Consider the following 22,956-nt stretch of genomic DNA (forward strand, 5'->3'; position numbering starts at 1 on the left):
TCATGGTCCTCCTGCGCCGAACTGCCGATCGCCCAGCGACACCGGTCTCCCGTAGCGGTCGCTGCCGATGCTGTAGCCCTCCAGGCGCGCGGTGATCACCGGACCATCGCTGCGGCGGTTGACGCCGGTGATGCGCAGGCGGCTGTCCAGCGTGACGTCGCGCAGTCCGCTGTTTCGCGCCAGTACGTCCTGCGCGGCGGCCGCATCGAGCGGCCAGAAGTTGAGCTCTTCCGGGTTGTCGATCTGCAGGCTGACGCGTTGCTGGCGTTCGGCGGGCGACGGCTGCGCGTTGAAATGGAACACGCTGCCCGGCATGAAGGCATCCAGGTAGTAGCCGCCGCGTGCACTGTCGTACTCGCCGAACCGCGCGTTGACGTTCAGGCGCAACCGTCCGACGTCGGCAGTGCCGTCATGGATCGCCTGCAGGCGCCCCCGTTCGTCCTGCAACAGTGCGGGGCGCTGGAACTCGTCGGCATAGACCACCCGCGACTGCTGGCCCGCCCATGTGGCGATGGGCGGCTCGCGTCCTTCCAGACGATAGGACAGCAGCAGCATCTGCAGGTCGTCCGGATGGTCCAGCTGGCGTTCGCCGTAACGCGCTTCCGTCACCGCAGGCTGCGTGGAAGAAGACGTCGATGCCGCGCCTGCCACCGGCGCAGCGCTGGACGACGGTGCGGGCGTTGCAGTGGCCGCCGCCGCCTCCTCGACCGCGGCGTCGGTACCGCCACCACAGGCGGACAGCACCAGGAGCAGCGCCGCGATCGCGGACGCGCGTATCTCAGAGGCGGACATCGCTGGCATCGCCGGCCTCCTTGACCTCGGCATCGCGACGCGCCTGGCCGAGCCGCTGCAACTCCGCCCCCATGCCTTCCACGACGGCGTAGGTGTCGCTCTGCTGGATCATGGCGGTGTAGAACTCCATCACCAGCCCCGGGTTCTTGCCGCTAAGCACGACACGCGCACTGATGTTCAGGCCGCACCCCTGGGTCCAGCGGGCGCTGGTGTTGTCGCTGGCCGCATAGACACCGTTGCGGCACTGGTTGAACAGTGGATTGGCCTCGGACAGCGGACTGCCCGCACGGTCGTAGATCCACTGCAGATCGCGCGTGCCGGCCGCATAGCCGCGCGGCGAATCGATGTTCTCGCGCACCTGCGGCTGTCCGTACTTGCCGGTCAGCGCTTCCAGCGTGGCGTCCACCGAAGGCATCTGGCCATCGCGGAACTTCTGCGTGCGCCAGATCGCCACCGCCGTTTCCTTGCCCGGCACGCCCGGCGTGGCGACGCTGACGATCTCGTCGGTGTGCTCCCACTTGAACTTGCCGCGGCACTCCTGCCACTCGCGCGCGAAGTTGCACGGCCGGTAGCTGCCTTTCTCGACGGTGAAGAACTGCGTGCCCAGCTCGACGCCGTAGGTATCCAGCCGATCGAGCCAGCGCTTTTCCTCGGTCACCACCGCGTCTTCGCCCAGCGTGCAGCGCACGGTGGACAGCGCTTCCTCGCGCGTCATGCCCGGGCGCAACCCGGTGATGTCCGGGCCGACCAGGTCCTTGCGCACCTTCGGCGGACAACGCAGCGACGCGGTGCCGTCGGGCGCGGCCGCCGCCGCTTCCTCCAGTTCATCGACCGGCACGCCCATTTCCTCCTGGCCGTCGGCGAGGTCGTTGTCGCCGCCGCAGGCGGACAGCAGCAGGACGGACAGGGCCAGCAGGGGCAAGGTCTTCGTCATCGGCATTTCCTTTTCTGGGTGATGGGTGTCGTGGCGCGCGCGGGCGACACGGCGCAACGGGTCAGTCCAGCAACACGATCTCGACCCGGCGATTGGCTTCCGCCTCGGGCGTGCGCGGTTGCTTGAGGCGTGTCTTGCCGAAGCCCTGCACGTCGACGCGTTGCGGCGCGATGCCGAACGCACGCTGCAGGTATTCGGCGACAGCGGCCGCACGCTGGCGCGACAGGCGCAGGTTGGCGTCCGCGTTGCCGACGGCATCGGTATGGCCGTGGATGCCGATGCGCCGTGCGGACAGCGCGGGCGTCAGCAGGATCCGGCCCAACTCGTCGAGTTGCGGCAGGCTGTCTGGCCGGATCGTCGCCTGCGCGAAGTCGAACAGGATGTTCAGATCGACGCGGCCCGCGTTCGTCAGTGCGTCACCCAGGCTTCCCGCATCCTGCAGGTCGGCCTGCGCGACCGGCATGGCGATGGCGCAGGTGGCTGGCGGTGTCACCGGTGATGGCGCGCGGGCCAGGTCGAACTGCTTGCATGCGGGCGCACCGCTGACCTTGCCGGAGAACCGGCGACCCTCCGCATCGACATGGCCGTCGAAGTGCACCACGCGGTAGCCCCCGGGCTTGAGCAGCCAGTCCCCGCCCTTGAGTTGCAGCCGGCCTGACGCGGGGTCGTACTGGCCGGTCATGGTGAAGCAGCCGGTGGGCACCCGCGGGTTGCGCGGGTCCGCATAGAAATGGAAGAGCGCGCGCGCCTGCGTGGGCGTGGCCTCGGCGATGCTGAGCGTCAGCCCGGTCAGGCCCTGCGCACAGACATAGGTGCCCACCCAAGGACCCAGGACGCTACGCGCAGGCGCTGGCGTCTGGGCGAGGGCCGGTCCGGCGACACCGCACCCTGCGGCGGCGATGAGCATGGCGACGGGCGCGCCCCGGCCCCGCCACCACCGCCAGTGTCCGCTGTCCGTTCCCATGCACGCCCCCCGGATGTCCGTCCGGGCGCCACACGGCCCGGCCATGGAACCGAGGCTGCGGGTGCTGCGCCCCCGGCGTCCTCATGGCGTTTTCAAGAAACCTTCAAGCCCGCCGGCACGGGCTTTTCGCCTGCCCAACCGCCCCTGTAACCGGCGTTATCATCGATCGCATGCCACCTACCCCGCCTCCCGACGCCCGCCTCTACCGCTGGCGCTTCGGCACCGTCGAGTTCGACGAAGCCCGCCACGAGCTGCGGGTCGCCGGCCTGGCCGTCGACATCGAGCACAAGCCGCTGCAGGTGCTGTCGGTACTGCTGCGCCACGTCGGCGAGGTGGTGACCAAGGAGGAACTGTTCGACCAGGTCTGGACCGGCCGGATCACCGTCGACCACGTCCTGGCCACCGCCATCGGCAAGCTGCGCAAGGCGCTCGATGCCGCCGGCGAAGACCGCATCGCCACCGTCCCGCGCGTGGGCTACCGCCTCGACGGGCCGGTCGAACGCGTGGCGCAGGGACAGCGGCTCGGCACCGCGCTGAGCTTCGTCGCCGGCCAACCGGTGCCCGGCCGCGAACACTTCCTGCTCGAACGCCCGCTCGGCCGCACCCTGGGCAGCGAAGTCTGGCTGGCCCGACAGCCGCGCAGCCGCGATGCGCGCGTGTTCAAGTTCAGCGTGGGCGGCGAGCGCCTGGCCGCCATCAAGCGCGAGGCCACGCTGATGCGCGTGCTGCGCGACACGCTGGGCGAGCGCGACGACTTCGTGCGCGTGCTGGACTGGAATTTCGAAACCGAACCGTACTTCCTCGAATGCGAGTACGGCGGCCAGGCCCTGCCCGACTGGGCAGGCGAACACGGCGCGCTGGCCGGCTGGGACCGCGCGCGCAAGCTGGCGTTCTTCCTGCAGATCGCGGCAACGGTCGATGCCGCGCACGGCGTGGGTGTGCTGCACAAGGACATCAAGCCGGACAACGTGCTGGTGCGTGCGCGCCAGGACGAACGGTGGCAGCCCTGCCTCACCGACTTCGGCAACAGCCGCCTGCTGCAACCGGAGCGGCTGGCCGAACTCGGCATCACCGGCATGGGCATGACGGTGACCACCGCCGGCAGCGACAGCTCGGGCACCCCGCTCTACCTGGCACCGGAACTGATCGCCGGCCAGCCGGCCACGGTGCGCAGCGATGTCTACGCGCTGGGCGTGCTGCTGTACCAGTGGCTGGTGGGCGACCTGCGTCGCCCGATGGCACCCGGCTGGGAGCGCGACATCGATGATCCGCTGCTGCTGGAAGACATCGGCCGCGCCACCGACGGCGACCCGGCGCGGCGCCTCGGCAGCGTGGCGGACCTGATCGATCGCCTGTCCTCGTTGCCGCAGCGACGCGCACGCGAGGACGAACAACAGGCGGCAGAGCGCAACGCCCGGCACGCGCAACGGATGCTGGAACGCACGCATGCGCGGCGTCCCTGGATCGTCGCCAGCTTCGCGCTGCTCAGCGCGGGCCTGCTGGCGAGTTCGCTGTTCTGGTACCGCAGCGAACAGCAGCGCCAGAGCGCCGCGATGCAGGCCGCCCGCGCCGAGGCGGTGACGCGCTTCCTCAGCGACGACCTGATCGGCGCACTGAGTCCGGGCGGCGCCGGCTTCGAACGCGATCCCACCGTGCGGCAGATGCTCGAACAGGCCGGCACGCCGCTGGCCGCGCGCTTCGACAGGGACCCTGCCGTGCGCGGCGGCATCCACGCGGCACTGGGGGATGCCTGGCGCACGCTCGGCGACCGTGAACGCGCCGCCGACCACCTGCGGCAGGCGGTGCAGGACTACGGTCGTGCATTCGGCGTGGACGACGAGCAGACGCTGGTCACGCGCTATGGCCTGGTGCGCACGCTGGCCTATGCCGGCACGCGCGAATCCTTCGCCGAGGCCGAGCGGCAACTGCAGGAAGCCGACCGCCTCGCCGGCCGCCTACGGCTGGACGGCCGGAACGACGTGGCCCTGTATGCCGCCATCGCACGCGGCCAGCTTCACTTCCAGCAACTGCAGATCGAACCGTCACTGGTCGCGCACCGCCGCGCGGATGCGTTGCAGCGCGCCTTGCGTCCCGACGACGCCTCGATGGCCGCGCTGATCCGCTCCAACATCGCCGATGCCCTGCTCCGCTCCGGCAAGGCCGAAGAAGCGGTGCCGCTGCTGCAACAGCTGCTGGCCGATCCACTGCTGGATGCGGGCCGGATCGGCGAGTCCACGGTCGCGGGTTACCGCGTGATGCTGGCGCGTGCGCTGCGCAACATGGGCCGTTACGCCGAGGCGCTGCCGATCGCGCAGACCGCGGCCGCCACCACCGAACGCATCCTCGGCCCCGACGACTACACCACGCTGGTGCAGCTCTCGCTGGTGGCCAGCATCCACGACTACGCCGACGCCTGCCCCAAGGCATTGCCCATCGCGCGCACGGTGCGCGAGCGCATGGCGAAGCGCTATGGCGAAGAACGCCAGGCCACGCTGATCGAGACGGGCAACCTGGGCTTCAAGGAATACGCCTGCGGCGACCGTCCTGCGGGCCTGGCCTACCTGCGCCAGGCGGAGAGCGGATTGCGTCGGCACTTCGGCGAAGACAATGTCGCCGCGCACAGCTTCCGCTATGCGCTGGCCGGCCACCTCGCCACCGAAGGCCAGTACACGGAGGCGCTGGAAATGGTCGAGGGCCTCAGCGTGCCCGCGCTCACTGCCGGCGACTCCACGCCCGGCTGGGAACACCGCCTGCAGGCGCTGCGCGGCCAGATCCTCATGCAGTCGGGCCACGCGCAGGAAGGTCGCCCGCTGCTGGTCGCCGCGGTCGCCGCACTGACCGACCTCGGCACGCCGGAGGAAGACGAGATGGCCGCGTGGCAACGCCTGTTGCAGGGCCCGGGGGGCGCGGGGGATTGAGGTGGTATCCGGGGGGATGGACGTCCGCCTCGCTCAAAGCGGGGCCGGCCTGCATCCACTGCCGGCGATACGTGTTCGCAGAATCTGCGGGACATGTCCGGAACAGCGTCACTCACAGGGGAAGCGTATGAAGATCGGCGCGATGTTGATGTTCGCCCTACTCGGCACACAGGCAGGACTGGCATGGGCGAATGACGAAGATGCCGCTGCCCTGGCGCACTATCCTTCCGCGGAACAGGTCCAGTCCGACCTTCTGGCGACCGCAGGGGACGCGGAACCCGACGAAATCGCCGGCCGCCAGGCCGGGCGGCTGATGATGCTGCACAGTGCCCTGGCGCATACCTCAAGCAGCAGCGGCAATGTGTCCCAAGCATCGCGCCCTGCTCGCGAGCTGCTCGACGCGTACAGCCAGGCGTATCGTTCCCTCGACGAAAAGATGCAGGCCGATCCCGACTGGCGCAAGAAGTGCGGCTATCTGGACAACCTGTTCGATACCTGCCGCCGCCAGCGCTTTGCCAGGGAGAAGAACTACTTCAAGGCGAGTCCGCAGGCGGCGCAGGAGACGGCCCAGCTGTATTTTCCGCCGGGGTATCAGGACCGATTCGTGGACCTGACCGGCGTGGGCGGCAGCCGTCAGCGGTTCGCCGACTATCAGAGTGAACGCCGCGAAGCCGGACGTGCCGAACGCGGACGCGAATTCCGGAAGAAGCTGCCCCTGATTCTCGGCGGGCTCTCGTTGATTCCGCTGGGCATCGGCATCGCCCTGTTCGTGTTGGCACGCAGACTGGGCACCTCCCTTGCGCGCTACGAGTTCCACAACACCTCCGCGGGGGGCGTTGTCGAGTTCGCGAGCTTCGAAGCATCACAAGCCCATGAAAGGAAACGTCTGCTGCAGCGGCTTCTCGGCAATGCCGGCTACCTGATCCTGGCCATCGGCGTGCTCGGATTCGGCTTGGCCGTCGGCGTATTGATCGCCAATTCGCAGTGAGAGGCGCTCGGCGAATCTGCGTCGGGACGCCAGCCTCACCAAGCTGGGCAAGCCCCAGGGCACCGAGCTGCCCGGATATGCCGGTTTAGGCAGAGACGGACAGTGCGTCCTCGGCCGCCGGCGCCATCGCGGTCGCCAGCCAGCACGCGAGCATGACGGTCAGCCTGCGCATCATGCGGAATCTCCATCACAGCCGCGGCCTGCGGGCCCGTCCATTATGGCGACCGATCGCACCGGACGACGACGCAGGTGCGGGCACAATGCGCGTCGCGGACGAGCTGGCCGCGCCCTCGTCCTTCGGAGCCCCTGCCGGTGACCCAGAGCCCTGAACTGCTGCGCCGGTTGTTGCGCGCCAAGGACCGGATGGACGCGTTTCCCGACCAGGACTGGCCGGTCGAACGACTGGCCGAGGTCAGCGCCGTGTCGCCGGCGCACTTCGCGCGTTCGTTCAAGCAGGCGTTCGGCCTGCCGCCGCACCGCTACCTGCTGACACGACGCATCGAACGCGCAGCGTCGCTGCTGCGCGATACCGACGCGCCGGTCATCGACATCGCGCTGCAGACCGGCTGGACCAGCATCGGCACCTTCGGCCGCATTTTCCGCGACATCACCGGCGAGAGTCCGGGCGAGTGCCGCCAGCGCGCCCGTGCCGCCGTGGCGCCCCCGTTCGTGATTCCCGAGTGCGTGCTGCGCGCGGCCGAACGCCCGGATCTGAAGACCGCAGTTTTGGAGAAGCGCAGGCAGGCGGCCGCCGCTACGGTGGCGCCACCAACGAAGGAGGTCCCATGAACCAGGGTATCGATGTGATCGGCGTGTACGTCCGCGACCAGGACGAAGCGCTGGCGTTCTACGTGGACAAGCTCGGCTTTCGCGTCCAGGCCGACGTGCGCAACGGCGACTACCGCTGGCTGACGGTGCAGCACCCGGAGCAACCGTCCGTGCAGCTGGGCCTGTTCAAGCCCGGTCCGCCGGTGCACGACGCCGCCACCGCCGCCGCGCTGGACAGTCTGGTCGCCAAGGGCGCGATGCCGCCGCTGGTGCTGAAGGTGAAGGACTGCCAGGCCATGTACGACACGCTGAGCGGCAAGGGCGTGGAATTCATCCAGGCGCCTATCAGCCGCTACGGCCAGGTCGACGCCGGCTTCCGCGATCCGTCCGGCAACGGCTGGAAGATGATCGAGAGCCAGCGCAGGGAGACGCCATGAACATCGCGCGCTTGTCCCGCCAGAGCCATCGCTGGCTGTCCATCGTGTTCACCCTGACCGTGGTGCTCAATTTCGCCTGGCGTGCGGCCGTGGGTGGCGAACCGCCGGCGTGGGTGACCTACTCGCCGCTGCCGCCGCTGTTCCTGCAACTGTTCACCGGGCTTTACCTGTTCGCCCTGCCTTACCTTGGGCGGAAGCACGCGGGCACTGCGTCCCCGTAGACGGATCGGAACGCGCTGCTGCGCTTACAGCGTCGGCGGATCCGCATTGAGCACCTGTGTCTTCACCCCGGTGGTATCGGGCAGCACGTGCGCATCGGTCTGCACCAGCACCACGCCGGGCACCAGCAAGGGCAGCACGTCGTCGACGAACGCCCTCGGCACCACCACGCGGGCAACGTCCTGCGGGCTGACCGGCTGGCGTGCTTCGTCCTCGTGCCCGGGAATGCCGATGCGCAACCACGGCGGCATCCGTCCCGGTTGGCCACTGGTCGCCACGAGATACGCATGCGTGCCCTGCGGCGGACCCGCGGCGCTGAAATCGATGCGGGCGCGACCGATCTCCACACCGTTGCGGTAGACGAAGAGGCGGCGGTCCGCCGTGCTCATCACCAGCGACACGACACCCTCGGGCGCCTTCTCCGGCTGCCAGCGGAAGGCTTCCCCGGCCGGCAGCGGCGCGGCTTCGTCATCCGCGCCCGTGGTGGCGCTGATCGGACTGATCGCGGTGGGATGCACGAGGCGTTCGGGCGCTTCGCCAGTCTTCGTGATCACCACCACCATGCCCATGTTCGTGCTGTCGAACAGCGTCTGTGCGAACTGCGACGGCAGGTGCACGCAGCCGTGCGATTCCGGATAGCCCGGCAGGCCGCCGGCATGCAACGCGATGCCATCCCAGGTCAGCCGCTCCTGGTACGGCATCGCCGCATTGTTGTACTTGCTGGAATGGTGGTCCTTGTCCTTCTGCAGGATGGTGAACACCCCCGTCGGCGTCTCGTGCCCCGGCTTGCCGGTGCTGACCGTGGACACCGCCACCAGCACGCCGTTGCGGTACACATAGGCGCGCTGCTCGGTCAGGCTGACCAGCACCGCCATCGGCCCCATCGCCTTGCTGTCGCCGCCCCAGATCCACTCGCCGGGCTTGAGTGCCGACGGCGGCGTGTCCGCCGGACTGGACTGCTTGGCGCCCCAGAACGGCACCGCGTCCGCCGCGAACGGCATCAGCAGGCAGGCCATCACCACCAGCACGGTCGCCTTCATCGGACAGCTCCTTGGAGGGAAAACGCGTTCATGCGCGCGGTCGACGGGCGATCAGCCACATCACCACGAAGATCGGCAACGGCGAGGCCATCATCACCAGGCCGAGGCCGATGTTGGCACCGCCACCCGGGTTGAGCAGCGGATCGAGGAAGTACCACAGCCACAGCAGCAGCGACAGCGCGATGCCGGTTGCCCACGCCAACCGCACGCGCGCGGACCACACCGCGTGCCGGCGAACGAAGGCGTACAACGCCAGGCCGGCGAACGGCGCGAACGCCAGCGCCGTGCGCGTCCAGCGCGGCCCCACTTCGTACCCCATCGTGAATTCGCGCGCCGTGAACTGCGCGAACAGCCACTCGCCGCCCCACACCAGGGCAAGCGCATACCACGCACCTCCGAGCAGCACGTGCCACGCCGTCGTCGATGTGGAAGGCGCGCGCGAGCGGTCAGAAGCCATCGAGCGTCCTCAGCAGCGACCCGAAGGTGAGGTAGAACGAATCGCGCCCGCCCTCGGCGCGGCCCCAGCCCAGGAAGACCGGACCGAGCGGTGAATCGGCACCGACGAACAGACTGCCCGCCGGCATCATGCTGCCCAGGTCCGCCTCGTCGCGCCTCGTCCAGAAGCCGCCCCACTCCGCACTGCCACCGACATACAGCGGCACGGTGATCAAGCTGTCCCGGCGCAACACACGCCGGTAGTACATCAGGCGCAGCAGCGCGGTATGCGGCGCGAAAATGCTCTGCTCCGGATAGCCGGACAGATTGCCCAGCCCGCCGAGGAAGCCGTAGGTCGCCAGCAATGCATCACTGCCCGTGGACGTGGACGCACGCACGCCGCCCACGAAACGATGCTCGCCGTGCGACCACGCACCGTCCCACTGCAGGCGCGTGACCGCACTGTCCACGGTCGACCCCAGCGCGTCATCAAACCGCTGGTACGTCAGCGAGGCACGATGCCCCTGCGTGGGGAACGTGGAGCTGTCGATCGAGTCGTGACGCAACTGCACGCCCAAGCTGCCCAGGTTGGCGTGGTAACGGCCGCTGAGGTCGGGATCGCCCAGATCGAAGCGCACACGTTCGTGGCCGCGTTCGAGGAACGTGGAGAACTCCCAGTCGCGATGCGGCGAATACGTCCATCGCGCACCCCCGTAAGCCTGGAAGTAGCGGTAGTCGCCCAGATCATCCTGCACGAACGAGATGTCACGGTTGGTCGCCCGGTACTGCAGGTACGTCGACAGCGCGTGGTGCGCACGCTTCCCGAGCGGGTGGTAGTACTCCAGGAACAGTTGCGACTCCTGGCCGATCGCCGCACGCACGCGCGCCTCGGCGCCGGCTTCGGACAGGCCGGTGCGGGTCAGTTCGGCGATGAACTGGTACGCACTGGCACCGTCGAAATCGTCGGACACGCGCAGCGACAGGTGCAGGAAATCCGGCCCCCAGGCCTTGTCCACGGGACTGACCTTGAGCCCCCAGGCATCGTCCCGCCGCACCGGCGTCCATCCGATCTTCTCGTAGCGCCCTTCGCCGTACAGCGTGGCCAGCGTCTGCTCGACCACCGGGACTTCCAGCGGCTTGCCGGCCAGCGGCGCCATGCGCTGGCGCACGAAGTCCGCCGTGTTGGTGCTGCTGCCGTCGACATCGACGAACTGCACCACCGGCGTGTCGAAACGCGGCATGCGGTGACGCGCGGTGAACGTCGCGTAGGCATCGGCCTCCACGGCATACCGCTGCAACTGCGGCACCACCGCATCCGCGGCGCGCACGCCGGGCGCCACCGCCTCCGGCGCGCGGTTGAACTGTTCGCTGCCGATGTCGCCCAGGTCTGGCGCCAGCAGCAGGTCCTGCTCGCCCAGCGTGGCCAACTGCGCCTCCACCTCGCGCTGCATCAGGATGCTGCTCATCTGCTCGGTGATCGCCAGCGGCGAAGTCAGCCCCTCTTCGGTCCGCAGTGGGCTACCCACGCGCGAGACGATCAGGCGCTGCGCACCCAGCTTGCGCGCTTCGTCCACCGGCACGTTGTCCAGCACGCCGCCATCCACCAGCAGCCGGCCGTCGATCTTCACCGGCGCGAACACGCCCGGCACCGACATGCTGGCGCGGATCGCCGCCGCCAGATCGCCGCCGCCGAACACCACCTTCTCGCCCTTCACGATGTCGGTGGCAACGGCGCGGAATGGAATGGGCAGGTCGTCGAAGTCGTCCACCGTGGCGACCGGCAACAACAGCTTGCGCAGCAGCAGTTCCAGCCGCTGCCCCTGGATGACGCCGCGCGGAAACGCGATGCGGCCTTCGTGGATGCCCAGTTCGATGCCGCCCAGCAGGCGCAGGTCGTCTTCCTTGCGGCGCATGCCACGGTCGCTGCGCGGCGGCTTGTCGCGCAACTCCGCGTTCCAGTCCACGTTGTCCAGGATGGTCTGGATCTCGTCGGCGCTGTAGCCCGCCGCATACAGACCACCGACGACCGCGCCCATCGAGGTGCCGACGATGCAGTCGATCGGGATGCGTTCGCGCTCCAGCACCTTCAGTACGCCGACATGCGCGCCACCCCGTGCGCCACCACCGCCCAGTACCAGGCAGGTCTTGGGGCGCGAAGCGGAGGCGTCGGCCGCCTGCGCACGGGCATCAGCACTCGACAGGACGCAGATCAGCAGCAGGCAGCAGGACAGCAGCAGGTGGCGCGTGATTCGGAGCACGTGTGATTCCCGGGCATGACGTCGGGCACTCCCCGCAGGCGCGTGTTGAAGCAGTCGTCCCCGACAGTGGACCGCTCGCGAACGAGTATGACCGAGCGCGTCGACCGTCGCACGCAGGGGCGACAGCACTCAACCGTCGAGCGCGAACCCGCTGGTGAGGCTGCGCTCGGCACCGCTGAGCGGATCGATGAAGACCAGCCGCCTGGCCAGCAACTGCAACCGCGCCGTGTAGTCGCCCGGATCGCGATGACGCACCTCCGGATACAGCGGATCCCCGGCAATCGGTGCACCCAGCGCGGCCATGTGCACGCGCAGCTGGTGCTTGCGGCCGGTGACTGGCGCCAGTGCATAGCGCCAGCGATCGCCGTCGCGCGCGATCACCTCGATCCGGGTTTCGCTGTTCGCCACGCCATCCGCTTCCTGCATGCGGAAGAACGGGGTGCCGGCAACGAGCCGACTGGCGCGCGTATGCGGGAACGCAAGGTGCGGCAACGCCGGGGCGAGCGCTTCGTAGTGCTTCACGATCCGTCGCTCGCGGAACAGCGCCTGGTACTGCGCGCGGCTCTCGGGACGGGTCGAGAACAGCACCAGTCCGGCCGTCTCGCGATCGATCCGGTGCAGCGGCGCCAGGGCGGTGTTGCCGGTGCGACGGATCAGCCGCCCCAGCAGCGTTTCATGCACATGGCCACCGGCGGGCGTGACCGGCAGGAAATGCGGTTTGTCGGCCACCAGCAGATCTTCGTCGACGTGCAGGATGGCTTCGTCGAAAGGAATCACCGGCTCGTCGACGACTTCGCGGTAGTAGTGCACCTCCCGGCCGACGCGATGCGGCGTCTCCGGGGTGATCGCGCGGCCCGCACCATCCATCACGCGCCCGCGTGCCATCCGGTCGATCCACTGCGCCCGGGAGACCGACAGAAACCGCTCGCACAGGCAATCCAGCACCGTCGCCCACGTGCCGGGCGGCAACTGCAGCGTGCTGGCCGCCAGTCCGTCGATGTCCGGCGGACGCATGGCGCCGGCTACTTCTTCAGCCCGGCCACCACTTCGCGCACGCTGAGGCCCAGTTCCAGCTGAAGGCGAACGTACTCGCGCTCCTTGCGCGACAGCGCGCGACCCATCTCGATCCGCACGTCCTCGGCTTCCAGGATGCGCAGGATGCGCGGCATCGCCGAGCCGATGGCGTCCTGTCCGTACCCCGCTTCCCGCAGGGCGTTCGTCAGGAGGGTCTCGATATCCATGGGCTGTTCCGCTCGTTTCAATGGGCGGCATTGTGCACCAGCGCGCGTCTCCGGGATGTGGGCGCCGGTCCTGCGCGTCGTGCGATCAAAAGAAAAGGCCCCGTCATGCGGGGCCTTTCGTGGCATCAGGTGCAGCGCGTCACTCCGCGGCGTCGCTGCCTTCATCCTCGCCACTGCGCCGCGATGTGCGGCGGAAGCGGTTGGACAGGATCTTCCGCAGGTGATCCAGGCCCTCGCCTTCGCCGGAGATCTTCAGCACGGCATAGCCTTCCAGCGAGCCGGCCATCAGGTCGCTGCCCAGCGCCATCTCGCTGTCGAGCATGCGTTCGTAAAGGCGCTGCACGCGCATCAGGCGCGGGCGCAGCTCGTCGAGGGCCTTGAGGTCGTCGAGATAGCCTTGCAGGTCGAAGTTGCGCGGCAGCACGCTGCTGTTCTCGGAGAACACCACGACCGCCTGCCGGCAGAAGGCTTCGGACTTGTCGCCCATCTTGTTGAGCTGGCGGCGTTCGTCGTTGGTCAGGCCGATGAGGTTGGCGAACTCGGTGTCCAGCACCGCGAGTGCGGCGTCGATGACCTCCAGCGAGTTCTCGGAGTAGTTCAGGCTGATGCGGTTTTGACTCATGGTCGGTCCTTGATTCCGTGTCGTGGGATACCGGCCTCGCTGGCCGGCGCCCGCAGCGTAGCGCGCGATGCACGGGTCGAACGCATCCGGCGCGCTAATGGGAAACATGTCACGACAAGCCGTTGCCGCCCGCCCGCAAGGTTCGGAATGTGAGGCGTCGGCTGCGGAGACTTGCGCGCAAGACAGAAACACTCGCCGGCAAGTCTCCGCGGCTTGCGCGCAACCCCCGGACGCTTGTCGCGGCAAGCCCGCGAGACTCGCCGGCGACTCTCAATGTGAGAGGCGCAAGCCTTGGAGGCTTGCGCGCGAGCATCCGAGGCTTGCAGGCGGGTCTGTGAGGCTTGCAGTGCAAGGCGCCGGAACTTGCGCGCAAGTCTAGACGAGTCGCGCGCAAGGTGGCGGCATGTCGAAGCCGGGATTCGGAGGGTTGCGGACGAGCCGCGGAGGCTTGCGGACCGCTTTCGTAGGATGGGTTGAGCCGCAGGCGATACCCATCACGCATGTTCTACGCGACAAGGTTCGGCCGGATCGTGGTCGCGTTGTTCCGTACCGGCATTCCCGACACTGACCGCATCGATGGGTATCGCCTGCGGCTCAACCCATCCTAGGTGCTACATCCGATCGGTGGCGACGGCCCAAATCCCCAGCCCCAACAGGGCGATCAAAACGCAGGCAGGACCGAAAACAACCGCCAGCCAAAGCGACATGCGCTTGAAGGGGAAGGACAGAACGCCCGCCAGAACACTCCCCACAAGAATGCTGCCCCAGAAGTAGATGTTGCCGATGCCACGTTCGCCCGGAAAGAGAATTTCGGCTGCGATAAAGATCGCGGAAGGAATGACGATCAATCCGGACAGGAAGGCAACCACGGCGTGGAGAACGCGACCTCTCGATTCGACGTCTGGCCTCAAGTCGGCATCGGGTGGTGAGTAAGGGCTATTCACGGTGTCTCTTCACCGGTCGAAAGACGGGGTCTGGCTGATCTACCCGATGGGTATCGCCTGCGGCTCAACCCATCCTACGGAATATGGCTAATCGAAGCACATGCCCCCGACAACCACGCCCGCTTTTATCTCGTCGTAGCATCCATAGATGTCGTGCGTATCTTTCTGACATGTGCCGGTCGCCTCGGCGCCGATGACCGCGTCCGGGGCCGCTTTGCAAAGGCCCTCGCACTCCGAACCATCCTTGCATGCCTTTCCGGCGTCCGGGTAAGGGATGACACAGGCGGGCGTGCCAAACATGCCGACGCCTTGCACGGCTCCACCTCGCGCGTTGCATTGGGCAACATCAACCCTGGGAGGTGAGGCACAGGCCACGCAAGCCAAGGCAACCAGCAGTGAAGTCAACCCGTAACGTCGCGGCATCGTCGACCTTGGCATTTGATTAAGCGGACCCGCGAAGCGGCTTCGACTTGAGTGGACCATCAAGGTTACGCATCGCACGCGGGCGATACCGCCGGCGCAGGACTGATGTAGGTGACCTCGCCCTTGCAGACCAGATACGCAAACGACGTGCTGATGACGCCGGCACCCGGAATGGTCGCCGTGTGCATGACTTCGCCGGAAGGCGATACCAGCCTGACGCGTGCGCTGTCCGGACTGGCGGCGCTTCCCGGCGTCGCAAGCTCCAGCGAGGAGCCATCGGACAGGCGAAGCGTTGCGGCCTGTCTGGACGGCAACTGGAGATCGAGCGCAACGGGAGCCGATCCATCCTGCTGCACCGTGCCCGTGAACTGGACGCGCTCGGGTGCGGCAGCGGATGTGGCCAGAGAAACGCCTGTCAGAAGAAACCCTGCAGCGACGACTTTCATCATGTACATCCCTGTCGATGGTTGGATGGCGTGCCGACGGACAAACCGGCATCGCGCCAGGCGGCGTTGAACTGCTCGGTGGACATGCAGGCGGTTTTGCGGCTGACGTCCACCGATTGAAGGTCGAACAGGAAGAAGGCGGAGACCGGATCCGGTGCGCGATGCATAGGATTGCCGGAACGATCGAAGCCGATCTCCCGCAGCACCGATCCGTCGATATCGCACTCCGTGACGACGTGGGCGAGTCCGACGCTCTCCAGATCGACGATGTCGTCCTTGCCCCAGCGCAGATAGATCATCCATGCCCCTCCGCAAACTACGCGACAGCGGATCCGTGAATGCGGCCGCCCCCCATGCAATACAGCGGGATCTTAGGGCTGCCACGTCCGACCAACAAGCCGATGCGCGAACGGCGCGCCTCCTGCTGAACGCCCCACCACCGGAACACGCCAGCTTCACGACAGCGTGACCACCCCGCACCTAAGTTCGAGGCCACGACAGCATCGCGCGCGGCGCGGAGGGACACGATGACGACGATCAGGCTCCGGGCCACCGGCCCACAGACCGGCTTCGATGCCTTGATGGCGGCGCTGGAAGGCGTCGACGGCGTGGAGCGCCTGGAGGAGCTGGCGGACCTGATGCCGCACATGGACGACGACGATTCCAGTTCCGCCGGGCTGCCCGACGACATCGGTGCAAGCGACGTGCACGACGTGGAAGTCGAGGTGGCCTCGCCCTATGCCGAGACCGTGACCGCCACCGCCGACGGGATCGCCGCGCAGTACGGTCTGGTGATCGAGTACGTCGACGACTTCTGAGCCGTCGTGGCCGGCCTGCACTACACCTCCGACGCCATGCCCGGCCTGCGCCGCCGTCGGCGCGGGCGCGGCTTCGCCTACCTGGATGCACGCGGCCGCGCGATCCGCGATGCGGCCACCCTCGCGCGCATCCGCCAACTGGCGATTCCCCCGGCCTATACCGATGTCTGGATCTGCCCCGACGCAAGTGGCCACCTGCAGGCGACCGGCCGCGATGCGCGCGGGCGCAAGCAGTACCGCTACCACGCCGCGTGGCAGGCCGAGCGTGGTGCGCGCAAGTACGACCGCCTGATCGCCTTCGCCGATGCCCTGCCCCGCCTGCGCCGCCAGGTGCGCGCCGACCTCGCTCTGCCCGGCTTGCCGCGCGAGAAGATCGTCGCGCTCGTCGTCGCCCTGCTCGGGCACACGCTGCTGCGCGTCGGCAACGCGAGCTACCAGAAGGAAAACGGTTCGTACGGCCTGACCACGCTGCGCAACGTGCACGCGCACTTCATCGCTGCCGGCGAAGTGCGCTTCGCGTTCCGCGGCAAAGGCGGCAAACCGCTCGAATCCAGCGTGTCCGATGCGCGGCTGGTGAAACTGGTGCGCCAGTGCCGGCAGCTGCCGGGTCAGGCGCTGTTCCAGTACCGCGAGGACGGCAAGGTGCAGCGCATCACCTCGGGCGACGTCAACGCGTACCTGCATGCGCACCTCGACGGGCCGTACACGGCGAAGGATTTCCGCACGCTGGGCGCCACCCTGCTCGCCTTCCGCACGCTCGCCGGCACGGACGTGCCCGACGAGGACGACGCTGCGCAGCGCACGCGGATAAGACAGGCGGTGTTGCGGGGCGCCGCCGACCTGCTGGGCAACACGCCGCGCATCTGCGAGAAGAACTACGTGGATCCGCGCGTGTTCACCGGCTGGGAAGCCGGCCAGCTGCAACGCGCGGCGCGTGGTGCGAGTGGCCCGCGGCAATGGGAGAACGCGGCGATCCGTTACCTGCGGCGCGCACAGCGCGGCAGCTGATCCGCGCGTGCATCAGCGCCCGCGGACGTAGCGGCTGGGCGGCTCGCCCACGCGCCGGCTGAAGGCCACGCTGAAGGCGCTGGTCGAGCCATAGCCCACGCGCTCGGCCACCTGCGCCACGGTGAGTTCGCCCTGGGCGAGCAGGTCCTTGGCGACTTCCATGCGCCACGTTGCCAGATACTCCATCGGCGCCACGCCGACGGCGCGGGTGAAGCGGTCGAAGAAGGTGGAACGCGACAACGCCGCGGCGTCCGCCAGTTCGGCCACCGTCCACGCGTGCGCGATATCCGCATGGATGCGCGTGAGCGCGCGCGCCAGCCGTTCGTCGCCCAGTCCACGCAGCAGGCCCGGCGGCGCATCCAGCGCACTGGTCCAGCGCATGGCTTCCACCAGCAGCATCTCGACCAGACGCGACAGCAGGTAGTCGCTGCCGGGCTGCTGCGCCTCGTATTCCTCGCCGACCATCTGCACGAGCTGCTGCAGGCGTTGCGATCCCTGCACGTGCACGATCACCGGCAGCAGCGAGGCCAGCAGGCCGGCCTGCTTCGTATCGAACAGGAAGGCGCCGCCCAGCGAGCGCATGTCGGGCGGTCCATCCGGATCGCCGTGGCGCAGTTCGCCGCGTCCGCCCGGCACCACGCGCGGATCGATGAAGACCGGCGGCGCCGGCACGAAGCTGGAGAGGGTGAATGGCGGCGTGGTGGGCAGCAGCACGAAATCGCCCGCGCGCAGGGTGACGGGGTCGTGCCCGTCCACGGCCAGCAGTGCGCTGCCTTCCAGCACGATGCAGAACCCGGGCAGCCCGTAGTCGGCATAGCGCACGGCCCAGTTGCCCTTGCCGCTGATGACGTTGGCGAAGACCGAGCGCGGATGCAGCAGGCGCACGACATCGGAGAGCGGGTCAGCCATTCCGGACGCTCGCTAAATAAATCACGACGATCTGTTATCGATCATCCGATGAGGCTGGCCTATCGTGCCTCCCGCGTCAACCCACTCTCGGAGAACACATGAAGACCGTCCTGATCACCGGCTGCTCTTCCGGCTACGGCCTGGAGACTGCCCGCCACTTCCTGGCCCACGGCTGGAACGTCATCGCCACCCAGCGCCAGCCGCGCGAAGACCTGCTGCCCGCCTCCTCCCGCCTGCGCCTGCTGGCGCTGGACGTCACCCGGCCCGACAGCATCGCGGCGGCGATCGACGCGGCGGGTCCGATCGACGCGCTGGTCAACAACGCGGGCATCGGCCTGTTCGGTGCATTCGAAGCCACGCCGATGTCCACGGTGCGCGAGGTGTTCGAGACCAACACCTTCGGCACGATGGCGATGTGTCAGGCGGTGATCCCGCAGTTCCGCGAACGCGGTGCCGGCGTCATCGTCAACGTCACCTCCAGCGCCACGCTGGCGCCGTTCCCGCTGGTCGCTGCCTACACCGCGAGCAAGACGGCGGTGGAAGGTTTCACCGCATCGCTGCGGCACGAACTGGCGGCGTTCGGCGTACGCGCCGTGCTGGTCGAACCGGGCTACGGACCGTCCACGCGGTTCACCGTCAACGGACAGCAGCGCATGCAGGGACTGATTCCCGAGCACTACCAGCCGTATGCGCACAGCGTGTTCGCCGGACTCGGCCGCAGCACCGCCGTGACCCTGGAAACCGACGTGGCGGAAGGCGTGTGGCACGCGGTCCACGACATTGACGGACAGCTGCATTTCCCGGCCGGCGCCGACGCGGTGGCGCTGGCGGCACAGCGCTAGCGCGTCACGCAGGGAAGCGGATCGGCGCCGCATCCTGCCAAGTCATGACCAACGTGCTGCCGACGGCGGGCGGCGTTGCGGGGCCGAGGTCGACGTCCAGGCAGTCGCCATTCGGCAACTGCACGCGGCCTTCGAAATGCGGACCGCGGAACGTCACTGCGGTCAGCACGCCGCGCAGGTGGCCGGCGGGATCCGGACGCAGGTCGCCGGGTCGCAGCAGCACGTCGCCCTCGCCTCCTGCCTGCAGCACGGCGGCGGGCACCAGCACGCCGCGCCCGATGAAACGGGCCACCTCGCGGTGCGCGGGGTGCCGGTACAGGCGGTCGGGGCGATCCCATTGCAGCAGGTCGCCCTGCGCCATCACGCCGACGCGGTCCGCCATGGCGAAGGCTTCGGACTGGTCGTGGGTGACGAACAGCGAGGTCGTCTCCGCCGCCTTCAACAGACTGCGCAGATCCGCGGCGAGGCGCGCACGGGTCTGCACGTCGAGGCTGGAGAAGGGTTCGTCCAGCAGCAACAGCGATGGACGCGGCGCGAGCGCACGCGCCAGGGCGACGCGCTGCTGCTGTCCGCCGGAGAGTTCATGCGGATAGGCGCGTGCGGCATCGCGCAGGCAGACCAACTCCAGCAGTTCCTGCACGCGCGCGGCGCGCGGCGCGGACGCGAGCGTGTGGATGCCGAAGGCGATGTTGCCGGCGACATCCAGATGCGGGAACAACGCGTAGTCCTGGAACATCATGCCGACGCGCCGCTGTTCCGGTGCCAGCGCGTGGTGCTGTCCCGCGAGCTCGATGCCGTCGAGCACGATGCGGCCACCGGTGATCGGTTCGAAGCCGGCGATGGCGCGCAATGCGGTGGTCTTGCCGCAGCCAGAGGCGCCCAGCAGTGCGCCGATCTCGCCGCGCGGCAGTGCCAGCGACAGGCCCTGCACCACCGTGCGCCATCCGTCCGGACCGGGATACCCGACCGCTACGCCGTCCAGTTCCAGCCAAGCGTCCTGCGTCATGCGGCGCACCTCCCCATGCGATGGCCGGCACGCGCCAGCAGCACGACCGGCAACAGGCCGGCCACCACGATCAGTAGCGCCGCGATGGCGCCTTCCTCATACGCGCCACGCGCGGCATCGGCGTACAGCCAGGTCGCCAGTGTGTCGAAACCCAGCGGCCGCAGCAGCAGCGTCGCCGGCAGTTCCTTCATCACGTCGACGAATACCAGCAAGGCGCCCGCCGCCAGCGCCGGTCGAAGCAACGGCAGATGCACGCGGCGCAGTACGGCGGCGGGTGTCTCGCCGAGGCTGCGCGCGGCATCGTCCAGCGACGGTGCGATGCGCTCCATGCCCGCTTCGAGGTTGCCGATGGCGATGGTCAGGAACCGCAGCGTGTACGCGATCACCAGCGCGGCGGCCGAACCCATCAGCCACAGCTGTGGCCGAACATCGAACGGCGCCAGCAGTGCGGACAGACCGGCATCGAACGCGCCCATCGGCGCCAGCAGGCCCAGCGCGAGCACGGTGCCGGGAATGGCGTAGCCCAGGCTGGCACTGCGCAGGCTGATCGCCTCCACGCGGGAGTGCCGCCGCGCGCGCGCTAGTCGCAGCGCCCACACCACCACCAGCGCCGCGACCAGGGTGAGTGCGGTGGCCAGCACGGCGACTTTCAGGGTGTTCCACAGGCTGTCCAGCAATTGCGGCGACAACCCGGCCTGCCGCCAGCGCTGCCAGCCGCTCATCGCCAGGTGCGCGAACGGCAACAGGAAGCCGATCGTCACCGGCAACAACGTTGCCACGAACGCGGCAAACGCGCCGATGCCGCGCAGGCGCGTGGGCTGCATCGGCTGCGGGCGTCGCGCCGTGGCGTAGCGCTGCCGCCGTCGTGCGTAGCGCTCCAGCGCCAGCAATGCCAGCACCACCGCCAGCATGCCCAGCGCGATCTGCGCCGCACCGGCCAGATCACCACGCGCGATCCAGGTGGTGTAGACGGACACGGTGAGCGTCTGCACGCCGAGGAATTCGGACGCGCCGATGTCATTGAGGGCTTCCAGTAGCGCCAGCACCATGCCGACCGCGATCGCCGGTCGCGCCAGCGGCAGCGCCACGCGATGGAACAGCGACGACGCCGGCGTACCCAGCGAGCGCGCGGCATCCAGCAGGCCGCCGGCCTGCGTCATGAACATCGCGCGGGTGGTCAGGTAGACATACGGATACAGCACGAAACCCAGCAGCACGATGCAGCCCACCAGCGAGCGCGCATCCGGCAGGCGCAGGTCGCGCGGATCATCGATGCCGAGGACCGCACGCAGACCACCATGCAGCGGACCGAGCGGATGCAGCAGGTCGAGGTAGACGTAGGCAACGACGTAGGTGGGCACCGCGAGCGGCAGCAGCAATGCCCACGCCATCACGCGGCGACCCGGAAACGCGTACGCCGTCACCAGCCAGGCGGTGCCCGTACCCACGACGCCGACGATCACGCCGACGCCAGCCAGCAGCAGCAACGTGTTCACGCCCGCCTGCGGCAACACATGGCGCGCGAGGTGCGCCCACAGCCCGCCACTGCCACCGGCGGCTTCTACCACCAGCGCGATCAGCGGCGCCACCGCGGCCAGCCCGATGCCGGCCGCGGCGATGCGCCATCCTGCGGGCAGCCGGCGGGCTGTCCTCATCGCGCGACGATCAGTTGTCGAAGCCCACGCGATCGACCAGTTCGCTGGCCTTCTTGCGCTGGGCCACGACCTGCTGCAATGGCAGCGGATCGCTGGTCAGCGTGCCGAAGCTGGCGACGACCGGATCCAGTTCGACGCCCGCCTTCACCGGATACTCGTAGTTGGCCTTGGCGTAGAGGCTCTGCGCTTCATCCGAGACGAGGTATTCGAGCAGCTTCACCGCGTTGTCGCGGTTGGGCGAGAACTTCGCCACCGAGGCGCCGCTGATGTTGACGTGGGTACCGCTGGGATTTGCCGAGGCGAACACCGGGCGCACCACCTGGATCGCATCGCCCCACTGGCGCTGTTCGGAGCCTTCCTCGCTGTTCTTCATGCGGCCGACGTAGTACGCGTTGGCGATGCCGATGTCGCAGATGCCGCCCAGGATGTCGCGCGCCACTTCGCGGTCGCCACCGGCAGCCTTGCGCGCCAGGTTGGCTTTCACTCCGCGCAGCCACTGTTCGGTGGCCGGTTCGCCGGCATGCGCGATCATCGCCGCGATCAGGCTGATGTTGTAGGGATGCTGGCCCGAGCGGATGCACACCTTGCCCTTCCATTCCGGCTTGGCCAGGTCTTCGTAGGCGAAGCCGGCCAGCGACAGGTCCTTGCGCGCATACAGCACGCGGTCGCGCAGCGACAGCGCGAACCACTGGCCATCGGCCGCACGCAGGTGCGCGGGGATCGCGGCATCGAGCACCTCGGATGCGACGGGCTGCGTGTGTCCGCCATCGACCAGTTCGATCAGGTTGCCGCTGTCGACGGTCATCAGCACGTCGGCCGGCGAACGCTCGCCTTCCGCACGCAGGCGCTCGGGCAGGCCGTCCTTGACGAACACCGTGTTGACCTTGGTGCCGGTCTGCGCGGTGAAGGCATCGAGCAGCGGCTGCACCAGGGCGGGTTCGCGCGTGGTGTAGAGGTTCAGTTCGCCACCGCCCGTGGCAGGCGTGGGCGCAGCGGCGGCGGGTTCGCTGGCGGGGGCCTGCGGCTTGCAGGCGACGAGCAGGACAAGCAGGCCGCCGGCAGCGGCGAGCTTGCAGGTACGCGCCATCAAGGACGCAGGGACACGGTGCGCAACAGAACGCATGGGTTCTCCTAGGTGATTGAGTGGAGCGCTCTGGCGTAGCCGTGTGCGGGCTTGAGCGACGACGCGATACTAAGCGTTGGCCAGCAACGAAGCCACCGCGCGACGCCCTTCTTTAGTGCAAGGCACCGCGGAAATCATCCGCGCATGTGCGGATTGCCGCACAACA

24 protein-coding genes are annotated in these 22,956 nt (G+C 68.4%); 8 read left to right on the forward strand and 16 right to left on the reverse strand.

The features are described 5' to 3' along the window. The 3 genes from IB225_RS02580 to IB225_RS02590 form a co-directional block, all read right to left on the reverse strand. Nucleotides 1-801, reverse strand: coding sequence for a hypothetical protein (locus tag IB225_RS02580; protein ID WP_192309489.1), 801 nt, complete (start codon nucleotides 799-801; stop codon nucleotides 1-3). Then, nucleotides 779-1,726, reverse strand: coding sequence for a hypothetical protein (locus tag IB225_RS02585; protein ID WP_192309491.1), 948 nt, complete (start codon nucleotides 1,724-1,726; stop codon nucleotides 779-781). Before IB225_RS02585 ends, IB225_RS02580 begins: the two co-directional genes overlap by 23 nt. Nucleotides 1,727-1,787: 61 nt before the next feature. After that, complete coding sequence (locus IB225_RS02590; RefSeq protein ID WP_192309493.1) at nucleotides 1,788-2,633, reverse strand: OmpA family protein; 846 nt, start codon at nucleotides 2,631-2,633, stop codon at nucleotides 1,788-1,790. A 227-nt stretch (nucleotides 2,634-2,860) separates the two neighbouring features. On the opposite strand from IB225_RS02590, the gene IB225_RS02595 reads away from it, so the two are divergent. The 5 genes from IB225_RS02595 to IB225_RS02615 all read left to right on the forward strand — a co-directional run bounded on the left by IB225_RS02595 (nucleotide 2,861) and on the right by IB225_RS02615 (nucleotide 8,022). Beyond that, nucleotides 2,861-5,608: a winged helix-turn-helix domain-containing protein gene (locus tag IB225_RS02595; RefSeq protein WP_192309495.1), complete on the forward strand. Its 2,748-nt coding sequence runs from the start codon at nucleotides 2,861-2,863 to the stop codon at nucleotides 5,606-5,608. Nucleotides 5,609-5,735: 127 nt separating this feature from the next. Then, complete coding sequence (locus tag IB225_RS02600) at nucleotides 5,736-6,596, forward strand: hypothetical protein (RefSeq protein ID WP_192309497.1); 861 nt, start codon at nucleotides 5,736-5,738, stop codon at nucleotides 6,594-6,596. Between the two features lie 312 nt (nucleotides 6,597-6,908). Continuing rightward, nucleotides 6,909-7,385: an AraC family transcriptional regulator gene (locus IB225_RS02605; RefSeq protein ID WP_192309499.1), complete on the forward strand. Its 477-nt coding sequence runs from the start codon at nucleotides 6,909-6,911 to the stop codon at nucleotides 7,383-7,385. After that, nucleotides 7,382-7,801 (forward strand): VOC family protein, encoded by a 420-nt coding sequence (locus IB225_RS02610; RefSeq protein WP_192309501.1) that lies wholly within the window; start codon nucleotides 7,382-7,384, stop codon nucleotides 7,799-7,801. Before IB225_RS02605 ends, IB225_RS02610 begins: the two co-directional genes overlap by 4 nt. Further along, a complete protein-coding gene (locus tag IB225_RS02615; protein WP_192309503.1) occupies nucleotides 7,798-8,022 on the forward strand; it encodes a hypothetical protein in 225 nt (74 codons plus the stop codon). Before IB225_RS02610 ends, IB225_RS02615 begins: the two co-directional genes overlap by 4 nt. Nucleotides 8,023-8,046: 24 nt before the next feature. Here IB225_RS02615 and IB225_RS02620 read toward each other — a convergent pair whose 3' ends face one another. The 9 genes from IB225_RS02620 to IB225_RS02660 form a co-directional block, all read right to left on the reverse strand. Beyond that, nucleotides 8,047-9,060, reverse strand: a complete 1,014-nt coding sequence (locus tag IB225_RS02620) for a L,D-transpeptidase (RefSeq protein WP_192309505.1) — start codon at nucleotides 9,058-9,060, stop codon at nucleotides 8,047-8,049. Between the two features lie 28 nt (nucleotides 9,061-9,088). Then, on the reverse strand, nucleotides 9,089-9,517 hold the full coding sequence (locus IB225_RS02625; RefSeq protein ID WP_192309507.1) for a hypothetical protein: 429 nt from the start codon (nucleotides 9,515-9,517) through the stop codon (nucleotides 9,089-9,091). Beyond that, nucleotides 9,507-11,753, reverse strand: a complete 2,247-nt coding sequence (locus tag IB225_RS02630) for a patatin-like phospholipase family protein (protein WP_192309509.1) — start codon at nucleotides 11,751-11,753, stop codon at nucleotides 9,507-9,509. Before IB225_RS02630 ends, IB225_RS02625 begins: the two co-directional genes overlap by 11 nt. A gap of 129 nt (nucleotides 11,754-11,882) precedes the next feature. After that, a complete protein-coding gene (locus IB225_RS02635) occupies nucleotides 11,883-12,767 on the reverse strand; it encodes a pseudouridine synthase (RefSeq protein ID WP_192309511.1) in 885 nt (294 codons plus the stop codon). A gap of 8 nt (nucleotides 12,768-12,775) precedes the next feature. Beyond that, nucleotides 12,776-12,994: a polyprenyl synthetase gene (locus tag IB225_RS02640; protein WP_192309513.1), complete on the reverse strand. Its 219-nt coding sequence runs from the start codon at nucleotides 12,992-12,994 to the stop codon at nucleotides 12,776-12,778. 139 nt (nucleotides 12,995-13,133) lie between these two features. Continuing rightward, entirely contained in the window at nucleotides 13,134-13,616 is a 483-nt protein-coding gene (locus tag IB225_RS02645) for a hypothetical protein (protein WP_192309515.1), read from the reverse strand. 611 nt (nucleotides 13,617-14,227) lie between these two features. Continuing rightward, nucleotides 14,228-14,560 (reverse strand): hypothetical protein, encoded by a 333-nt coding sequence (locus tag IB225_RS02650; protein ID WP_192309517.1) that lies wholly within the window; start codon nucleotides 14,558-14,560, stop codon nucleotides 14,228-14,230. Nucleotides 14,561-15,048: 488 nt separating this feature from the next. Further along, nucleotides 15,049-15,429, reverse strand: a complete 381-nt coding sequence (locus IB225_RS02655) for a hypothetical protein (protein ID WP_192309518.1) — start codon at nucleotides 15,427-15,429, stop codon at nucleotides 15,049-15,051. After that, nucleotides 15,429-15,728: a hypothetical protein gene (locus IB225_RS02660; protein WP_192309520.1), complete on the reverse strand. Its 300-nt coding sequence runs from the start codon at nucleotides 15,726-15,728 to the stop codon at nucleotides 15,429-15,431. Before IB225_RS02660 ends, IB225_RS02655 begins: the two co-directional genes overlap by 1 nt. A gap of 228 nt (nucleotides 15,729-15,956) precedes the next feature. Between IB225_RS02660 and IB225_RS02665 the strand changes: the two genes are divergently transcribed. Together IB225_RS02665 and IB225_RS02670 are read left to right on the forward strand one after the other, a co-directional pair. Continuing rightward, a complete protein-coding gene (locus tag IB225_RS02665) occupies nucleotides 15,957-16,247 on the forward strand; it encodes a hypothetical protein (RefSeq protein ID WP_192309522.1) in 291 nt (96 codons plus the stop codon). A gap of 6 nt (nucleotides 16,248-16,253) precedes the next feature. Beyond that, complete coding sequence (locus IB225_RS02670; protein WP_345776561.1) at nucleotides 16,254-17,255, forward strand: DNA topoisomerase IB; 1,002 nt, start codon at nucleotides 16,254-16,256, stop codon at nucleotides 17,253-17,255. A gap of 12 nt (nucleotides 17,256-17,267) precedes the next feature. Here IB225_RS02670 and IB225_RS02675 read toward each other — a convergent pair whose 3' ends face one another. Continuing rightward, nucleotides 17,268-18,164, reverse strand: a complete 897-nt coding sequence (locus IB225_RS02675; protein WP_192309524.1) for an AraC family transcriptional regulator — start codon at nucleotides 18,162-18,164, stop codon at nucleotides 17,268-17,270. Nucleotides 18,165-18,262: 98 nt separating this feature from the next. Here IB225_RS02675 and IB225_RS02680 point away from each other — a divergent pair, with 98 nt between their 5' ends. Continuing rightward, entirely contained in the window at nucleotides 18,263-19,006 is a 744-nt protein-coding gene (locus IB225_RS02680; RefSeq protein WP_192309526.1) for an SDR family oxidoreductase, read from the forward strand. A 4-nt stretch (nucleotides 19,007-19,010) separates the two neighbouring features. Here IB225_RS02680 and IB225_RS02685 read toward each other — a convergent pair whose 3' ends face one another. The 3 genes from IB225_RS02685 to IB225_RS02695 are packed head-to-tail and all read right to left on the reverse strand — an operon-like array spanning nucleotide 19,011 to nucleotide 22,790. Beyond that, nucleotides 19,011-20,012 (reverse strand): ABC transporter ATP-binding protein, encoded by a 1,002-nt coding sequence (locus tag IB225_RS02685; RefSeq protein WP_192309528.1) that lies wholly within the window; start codon nucleotides 20,010-20,012, stop codon nucleotides 19,011-19,013. Then, nucleotides 20,009-21,667 carry an iron ABC transporter permease gene (locus IB225_RS02690; protein WP_192309529.1) on the reverse strand — a complete coding sequence of 553 codons (1,659 nt, stop codon included), beginning with the start codon at nucleotides 21,665-21,667 and terminating at the stop codon, nucleotides 20,009-20,011. The genes IB225_RS02685 and IB225_RS02690 overlap by 4 nt, the downstream gene beginning before the upstream one ends. Nucleotides 21,668-21,677: 10 nt before the next feature. After that, on the reverse strand, nucleotides 21,678-22,790 hold the full coding sequence (locus IB225_RS02695) for a Fe(3+) ABC transporter substrate-binding protein (protein ID WP_225583219.1): 1,113 nt from the start codon (nucleotides 22,788-22,790) through the stop codon (nucleotides 21,678-21,680). Between the last annotated feature and the right edge of the window lie 166 nt (nucleotides 22,791-22,956).

Source organism: Pseudoxanthomonas sp. PXM02, assembly GCF_014851805.1.
GTDB lineage: Bacteria > Pseudomonadota > Gammaproteobacteria > Xanthomonadales > Xanthomonadaceae > Pseudoxanthomonas_A.

Bases quoted from the DNA above. Each gene is read 5' to 3' on its own strand.
- IB225_RS02655 (WP_192309518.1), bottom strand. From the start codon at position 15,429: ATGAAAGTCGTCGCTGCAGGGTTTCTTCTGACAGGCGTTTCTCTGGCC.
- IB225_RS02660 (WP_192309520.1), bottom strand. From the start codon at position 15,728: ATGATCTATCTGCGCTGGGGCAAGGACGACATCGTCGATCTGGAGAGC.
- IB225_RS02590 (WP_192309493.1), bottom strand. From the start codon at position 2,633: ATGCTCATCGCCGCCGCAGGGTGCGGTGTCGCCGGACCGGCCCTCGCC.
- IB225_RS02585 (WP_192309491.1), bottom strand. From the start codon at position 1,726: ATGACGAAGACCTTGCCCCTGCTGGCCCTGTCCGTCCTGCTGCTGTCC.
- IB225_RS02635 (WP_192309511.1), bottom strand. From the start codon at position 12,767: ATGCGTCCGCCGGACATCGACGGACTGGCGGCCAGCACGCTGCAGTTG.
- IB225_RS02595 (WP_192309495.1), top strand. From the start codon at position 2,861: ATGCCACCTACCCCGCCTCCCGACGCCCGCCTCTACCGCTGGCGCTTC.
- IB225_RS02580 (WP_192309489.1), bottom strand. From the start codon at position 801: ATGCCAGCGATGTCCGCCTCTGAGATACGCGCGTCCGCGATCGCGGCG.
- IB225_RS02640 (WP_192309513.1), bottom strand. From the start codon at position 12,994: ATGGATATCGAGACCCTCCTGACGAACGCCCTGCGGGAAGCGGGGTAC.
- IB225_RS02600 (WP_192309497.1), top strand. From the start codon at position 5,736: ATGAAGATCGGCGCGATGTTGATGTTCGCCCTACTCGGCACACAGGCA.
- IB225_RS02695 (WP_225583219.1), bottom strand. From the start codon at position 22,790: ATGCGTTCTGTTGCGCACCGTGTCCCTGCGTCCTTGATGGCGCGTACC.
- IB225_RS02625 (WP_192309507.1), bottom strand. From the start codon at position 9,517: ATGGCTTCTGACCGCTCGCGCGCGCCTTCCACATCGACGACGGCGTGG.
- IB225_RS02675 (WP_192309524.1), bottom strand. From the start codon at position 18,164: ATGGCTGACCCGCTCTCCGATGTCGTGCGCCTGCTGCATCCGCGCTCG.
- IB225_RS02665 (WP_192309522.1), top strand. From the start codon at position 15,957: ATGACGACGATCAGGCTCCGGGCCACCGGCCCACAGACCGGCTTCGAT.
- IB225_RS02610 (WP_192309501.1), top strand. From the start codon at position 7,382: ATGAACCAGGGTATCGATGTGATCGGCGTGTACGTCCGCGACCAGGAC.
- IB225_RS02685 (WP_192309528.1), bottom strand. From the start codon at position 20,012: ATGACGCAGGACGCTTGGCTGGAACTGGACGGCGTAGCGGTCGGGTAT.
- IB225_RS02690 (WP_192309529.1), bottom strand. From the start codon at position 21,667: ATGAGGACAGCCCGCCGGCTGCCCGCAGGATGGCGCATCGCCGCGGCC.
- IB225_RS02645 (WP_192309515.1), bottom strand. From the start codon at position 13,616: ATGAGTCAAAACCGCATCAGCCTGAACTACTCCGAGAACTCGCTGGAG.
- IB225_RS02615 (WP_192309503.1), top strand. From the start codon at position 7,798: ATGAACATCGCGCGCTTGTCCCGCCAGAGCCATCGCTGGCTGTCCATC.
- IB225_RS02680 (WP_192309526.1), top strand. From the start codon at position 18,263: ATGAAGACCGTCCTGATCACCGGCTGCTCTTCCGGCTACGGCCTGGAG.
- IB225_RS02620 (WP_192309505.1), bottom strand. From the start codon at position 9,060: ATGAAGGCGACCGTGCTGGTGGTGATGGCCTGCCTGCTGATGCCGTTC.